This window comes from Campylobacter sp. 110, from assembly GCF_002383965.1.
Lineage (GTDB): Bacteria > Campylobacterota > Campylobacteria > Campylobacterales > Campylobacteraceae > Campylobacter_D > Campylobacter_D coli.
In genome coordinates this window covers 1-7,040 of record NZ_NXBD01000047.1, presented here as the reverse complement: position 1 = coordinate 7,040, position 7,040 = coordinate 1, and the positions used below count along the sequence as shown (strand labels likewise).

Below are 7,040 nucleotides of genomic sequence, written 5' to 3'. Positions count from 1 at the left end.
TTTAAGCTTAATTGGTTATACTTTCATTTCCTTTTTCAGAAAAGGACTTAAGATCTTTAAATTATAGTCTAAAGTTAACTAAAGTTAAATTAAGATTTTATAAACACTATGTTTCTAGTTTTAAATTAATCTTTAATCCTAGTTAAAGCAATTTAAGTTTATAAAACTTTATTATTACTAAACTTTATTTACATATAATAAATGATTTTTTGTTTTGTTCTTTTAACTTAGTATTGTTATTCAAATCTTATTAGTCAATCTTTGAAATCTAAATAAGTGATCGATTGAGCCAGAAAGATTTAGGCATAAGTAATTATGTAAAATCTATTCAATCTAATAATTAAAAAGATTAAAAGTTTTTCTTTTAATCTTTCATAACTTTTTCTTTGAAGAAAAAGATTAAACTATCTATAATTTTTATGGAGAGTTTGATCCTGGCTCAGAGTGAACGCTGGCGGCGTGCCTAATACATGCAAGTCGAACGATGAAGCTTCTAGCTTGCTAGAAGTGGATTAGTGGCGCACGGGTGAGTAAGGTATAGTTAATCTGCCCTACACAAGAGGACAACAGTTGGAAACGACTGCTAATACTCTATACTCCTGCTTAACACAAGTTGAGTAGGGAAAGTTTTTCGGTGTAGGATGAGACTATATAGTATCAGCTAGTTGGTAAGGTAATGGCTTACCAAGGCTATGACGCTTAACTGGTCTGAGAGGATGATCAGTCACACTGGAACTGAGACACGGTCCAGACTCCTACGGGAGGCAGCAGTAGGGAATATTGCGCAATGGGGGAAACCCTGACGCAGCAACGCCGCGTGGAGGATGACACTTTTCGGAGCGTAAACTCCTTTTCTTAGGGAAGAATTCTGACGGTACCTAAGGAATAAGCACCGGCTAACTCCGTGCCAGCAGCCGCGGTAATACGGAGGGTGCAAGCGTTACTCGGAATCACTGGGCGTAAAGGGCGCGTAGGCGGATTATCAAGTCTCTTGTGAAATCTAATGGCTTAACCATTAAACTGCTTGGGAAACTGATAGTCTAGAGTGAGGGAGAGGCAGATGGAATTGGTGGTGTAGGGGTAAAATCCGTAGATATCACCAAGAATACCCATTGCGAAGGCGATCTGCTGGAACTCAACTGACGCTAAGGCGCGAAAGCGTGGGGAGCAAACAGGATTAGATACCCTGGTAGTCCACGCCCTAAACGATGTACACTAGTTGTTGGGGTGCTAGTCATCTCAGTAATGCAGCTAACGCATTAAGTGTACCGCCTGGGGAGTACGGTCGCAAGATTAAAACTCAAAGGAATAGACGGGGACCCGCACAAGCGGTGGAGCATGTGGTTTAATTCGAAGATACGCGAAGAACCTTACCTGGGCTTGATATCCTAAGAACCTTTTAGAGATAAGAGGGTGCTAGCTTGCTAGAACTTAGAGACAGGTGCTGCACGGCTGTCGTCAGCTCGTGTCGTGAGATGTTGGGTTAAGTCCCGCAACGAGCGCAACCCACGTATTTAGTTGCTAACGGTTCGGCCGAGCACTCTAAATAGACTGCCTTCGTAAGGAGGAGGAAGGTGTGGACGACGTCAAGTCATCATGGCCCTTATGCCCAGGGCGACACACGTGCTACAATGGCATATACAATGAGACGCAATACCGCGAGGTGGAGCAAATCTATAAAATATGTCCCAGTTCGGATTGTTCTCTGCAACTCGAGAGCATGAAGCCGGAATCGCTAGTAATCGTAGATCAGCCATGCTACGGTGAATACGTTCCCGGGTCTTGTACTCACCGCCCGTCACACCATGGGAGTTGATTTCACTCGAAGCCGGAATACTAAACTAGTTACCGTCCACAGTGGAATCAGCGACTGGGGTGAAGTCGTAACAAGGTAACCGTAGGAGAACCTGCGGTTGGATCACCTCCTTTCTAGAGTACAGAGTAATAAGTCTCACAACTATTACTTCAATATATAAACTCAATTGATTCTTGTTTAGATTTCAAAGATTGATGATAAAGCTAATTATTTATGGGGAATTAGCTCAGCTGGGAGAGCGCCTGCTTTGCACGCAGGAGGTCAGCGGTTCGATCCCGCTATTCTCCACCATTTATTAAGGGCCTATAGCTCAGCTGGTTAGAGTGCACCCCTGATAAGGGTGAGGTCACAAGTTCAAGTCTTGTTAGGCCCACCATAAAAAAGATTTGAATAAAGAAGCTTTAAAATCTAAAGCAAGTATATAAAATAGATTAAATATAAACTCTATACTTAGATTTATTTTTATCTTTAACTATAAAAGAATATACTTTAATAGATATAAGTAGCATATACATTATGCATTTATATTTATAATGATTATGTTAATATATATACTTCCTTTAGGTTTTAAACCTAAATGTTCTTTATAATTATCATTGTTAAGAGTCACAAGCAAGTTTTAATAAAAACAATTTTACAGGACTTGTTAAAGGATAAAACTCAATTATCTTTTCTTTGGTTTTATTTATATCTTTTAACTATCTTTATTTTTTATAATAAAGAGAATATTAGATTTAAGGATTATAAATTAAAGACAAGTTTCAAACTCACTGCTTAGTTGAGACTAAATCATTTAGTTTTATATTAAGTGTTTGAATGCTTTCCGTCTTAAGATAATGAAGTCTTATCATAAAAACTTTAACAAGGAAGTGATGCGTTTTAGAATCAATAAAAAAGGTAGAAGTTAGATTATATCTAACTTTTATGCATATTCTTAGCAGAAGAAGCAAGAAAGACTATTAGTCTTTAACTTACTTTATCAGCCTAATATCTTTTAGGTTGGCGGGGTAGGCCTTTAGCTTGCTTCTTAGTCAAGGCTTTGCCTTGACGCTAAAGAAGGTAAAAAAGGTAAGCTACTAAGAGCGAATGGTGGATGCCTTGACTGGTAAAGGCGATGAAGGACGTACTAGACTGCGATAAGCTACGGGGAGCTGTCAAGAAGCTTTGATCCGTAGATTTCCGAATGGGGCAACCCAATGTATAGAGATATACATTACCTATATAGGAGCGAACGAGGGGAATTGAAACATCTTAGTACCCTCAGGAAAAGAAATCAATAGAGATTGCGTCAGTAGCGGCGAGCGAAAGCGCAAGAGGGCAAACCCAGTGCTTGCACTGGGGGTTGTAGGACTGCAATGTGCAAGAGGTAAGTTTAGCAGAACATTCTGGAAAGTATAACCATAGAGGGTGATAGTCCCGTATGCGAAAAACAAACCTTAGCCAGCAGTATCCTGAGTAGGGCGGGACACGAGGAATCCTGTCTGAATCTGGGTCGACCACGATCCAACCCTAAATACTAATACCAGATCGATAGTGCACAAGTACCGTGAGGGAAAGGTGAAAAGAACTGAGGTGATCAGAGTGAAATAGAACCTGAAACCATTTGCTTACAATCATTCAGAGCCCTATGTAGCAATACAGGGTGATGGACTGCCTTTTGCATAATGAGCCTGCGAGTTGTGGTGTCTGGCAAGGTTAAGCAAACGCGAAGCCGTAGCGAAAGCGAGTCTGAATAGGGCGCTTAGTCAGATGCTGCAGACCCGAAACGAAGTGATCTATCCATGAGCAAGTTGAAGCTAGTGTAAGAACTAGTGGAGGACTGAACCCATAGGCGTTGAAAAGCCCCGGGATGACTTGTGGATAGGGGTGAAAGGCCAATCAAACTTCGTGATAGCTGGTTCTCTCCGAAATATATTTAGGTATAGCGTTGTGTCGTAATATAAGGGGGTAGAGCACTGAATGGGCTAGGGCATACACCAATGTACCAAACCCTATCAAACTCCGAATACCTTATATGTAATCACAGCAGTCAGGCGGCGAGTGATAAAATCCGTCGTCAAGAGGGAAACAACCCAGACTACCAGCTAAGGTCCCTAAATCTTACTTAAGTGGAAAACGATGTGAAGTTACTTAAACAACCAGGAGGTTGGCTTAGAAGCAGCCATCCTTTAAAGAAAGCGTAATAGCTCACTGGTCTAGTGATTTTGCGCGGAAAATATAACGGGGCTAAAGTAAGTACCGAAGCTGTAGACTTAGTTTACTAAGTGGTAGGAGAGCGTTCTATTTGCGTCGAAGGTATACCGGTAAGGAGTGCTGGAGCGAATAGAAGTGAGCATGCAGGCATGAGTAGCGATAATTAATGTGAGAATCATTAACGCCGTAAACCCAAGGTTTCCTACGCGATGCTCGTCATCGTAGGGTTAGTCGGGTCCTAAGTCGAGTCCGAAAGGGGTAGACGATGGCAAATTGGTTAATATTCCAATACCAACATTAGTGTGCGATGGAAGGACGCTTAGGGCTAAGGGGGCTAGCGGATGGAAGTGCTAGTCTAAGGTCGTAGGAGGTTATACAGGCAAATCCGTATAACAATACTCCGAGAACTGAAAGGCTTTTTGAAGTCTTCGGATGGATAGAAGAACCCCTGATGCCGTCGAGCCAAGAAAAGTTTCTAAGTTTAGCTAATGTTGCCCGTACCGTAAACCGACACAGGTGGGTGGGATGAGTATTCTAAGGCGCGTGGAAGAACTCTCTTTAAGGAACTCTGCAAAATAGCACCGTATCTTCGGTATAAGGTGTGGTTAGCTTTGTATTAGGATTTACTCCGAAAGCAAGGAAACTTACAACAAAGAGTCCCTCCCGACTGTTTACCAAAAACACAGCACTCTGCTAACTCGTAAGAGGATGTATAGGGTGTGACGCCTGCCCGGTGCTCGAAGGTTAATTGATGGGGTTAGCATTAGCGAAGCTCTTGATCGAAGCCCGAGTAAACGGCGGCCGTAACTATAACGGTCCTAAGGTAGCGAAATTCCTTGTCGGTTAAATACCGACCTGCATGAATGGCGTAACGAGATGGGAGCTGTCTCAAAGAGGGATCCAGTGAAATTGTAGTGGAGGTGAAAATTCCTCCTACCCGCGGCAAGACGGAAAGACCCCGTGGACCTTTACTACAGCTTGACACTGCTACTTGGATAAGAATGTGCAGGATAGGTGGGAGGCTTTGAGTATATGACGCCAGTTGTATATGAGCCATTGTTGAGATACCACTCTTTCTTATTTGGGTAGCTAACCAGCTTGAGTTATCCTCAAGTGGGACAATGTCTGGTGGGTAGTTTGACTGGGGCGGTCGCCTCCCAAATAATAACGGAGGCTTACAAAGGTTGGCTCAGAACGGTTGGAAATCGTTCGTAGAGTATAAAGGTATAAGCCAGCTTAACTGCAAGACATACAAGTCAAGCAGAGACGAAAGTCGGTCTTAGTGATCCGGTGGTTCTGTGTGGAAGGGCCATCGCTCAAAGGATAAAAGGTACCCCGGGGATAACAGGCTGATCTCCCCCAAGAGCTCACATCGACGGGGAGGTTTGGCACCTCGATGTCGGCTCATCGCATCCTGGGGCTGGAGCAGGTCCCAAGGGTATGGCTGTTCGCCATTTAAAGCGGTACGCGAGCTGGGTTCAGAACGTCGTGAGACAGTTCGGTCCCTATCTGCCGTGGGCGTAAGAAGATTGAAGAGATTTGACCCTAGTACGAGAGGACCGGGTTGAACAAACCACTGGTGTAGCTGTTGTTCTGCCAAGAGCATCGCAGCGTAGCTAAGTTTGGAAAGGATAAACGCTGAAAGCATCTAAGCGTGAAGCCAACTCTAAGATGAATCTTCTCTAAGCTCTCTAGAAGACTACTAGTTTGATAGGCTGGGTGTGTAATGGATGAAAGTCCTTTAGCTGACCAGTACTAATAGAGCGTTTGGCTTATCTTTAATAAAGCATCACTTCCTTGTTAAGGTTTTTACTAAAGCTTTAAATAGTAATATTGATTTAAAGTGATATAGAAATCTTTCAAGTAGGGTTTATATTAGAACTTGCTCTTAACATTGTTTTTTAAGTATTCTATATAAAAACTTATCAAAGAGAGTAAAGATTTGATTCATTGACAAGATGAAAGATAAGATTTAAAAGATAAAAGTAAAAATTAAAAAACAAAAAAAGAAAAATAAAAAAGAATAGAAGAAAAGCAAAAAAATAAAACAATAGAATAAAAAATAAAAGCTTTATTCTTAAGTTAAATCTTTCAAAGAATATTTAAATAACAATGTCCGTGATTATACAGATGTGGAAACGCCTTGCTCCATCCCGAACCAAGAAGCTAAGCACATCGTGGGTGATGATACTACGCCTTACTGGCAGGGGGAAAGTAGCTCATTGCGGACTTGTTAATTCTTCTTTATCTTATTCTTATAGATTTAAAATCTTAGTTTTTATATGTCAATCGTTGTTTTTATATTTAATTATTTTTTTATGTTTATTAAATCTATTATTGTATTAATTATTTTTTTATTGATTGAATTTGTTTTTATGCTAATTAAATATGTTTTTGTATTCATTGTTCTTTTATGTTTATGTTTAATTGGCTTGGATTGATTTATGCTTTAGTTCTAATTGTATTTAATCAGCTTAGAATGCTTTGTATAATGCTTTTACTTATCTACAACTTATTATTTTTATATTCAATCATTAGTTTAATTGATTTATGCTTTTGTTGGTTTAGTTAAACACTTTATCAGTCGTTGCTTGATTAGTTTATTAATTTATTTAATTTAATCAGTTAGGTTATATTCATTGGTTTGTTTGAGTTGGTTAGATTGAATCTAAGTTTAATTAGTTTGGGTTGATTTAATTTGTAGTTTTATATTTAAATTGATTGGTTGGGTTGTCAGCTTAGCTATGGTTGTTGATTGGCTTGGGTTGATTTAATGGTTGTTTGAGTTATTTAGTTTATATGTTTTTATATCTCAATTATTCTTTTTATTTATTGAATCTTTTGTATCAATAATTAATCTTTATGTTTACTTGTATAGGTTTATTTATTCAATCTATTTTTATGTGTCAATTGTTCTTTATATGTCTAGTTTATATTTTATTATGTAGCTTGGGTTTGTTCAATAATTGGGTTGGATTTTTAATCACTCAAGTTTATTTTATAGTGTTTATTGAGGTTTTATGGTTGGGGG

General features: G+C 39.6%; 2 tRNA genes and 3 rRNA genes. All 5 read left to right on the top strand.

The window, feature by feature from the left end:
- Positions 1–416 precede the first annotated feature (416 nt).
- Positions 417–1,929, top strand: a 16S ribosomal RNA gene (locus BGS43_RS06625).
- 102 nt (positions 1,930–2,031) lie between these two features.
- A tRNA-Ala gene (locus BGS43_RS06620) sits at positions 2,032–2,107 on the top strand.
- A gap of 8 nt (positions 2,108–2,115) precedes the next feature.
- A tRNA-Ile gene (locus tag BGS43_RS06615) sits at positions 2,116–2,192 on the top strand.
- A gap of 690 nt (positions 2,193–2,882) precedes the next feature.
- Positions 2,883–5,789: ribosomal RNA gene (locus BGS43_RS06605) — 23S ribosomal RNA — on the top strand.
- 334 nt (positions 5,790–6,123) lie between these two features.
- Positions 6,124–6,240 (top strand): 5S ribosomal RNA (gene rrf / locus BGS43_RS06600).
- The 16S, 23S and 5S rRNA genes sit together here with 2 tRNA genes alongside, the layout of an rRNA operon.
- Positions 6,241–7,040: the final 800 nt, after the last annotated feature.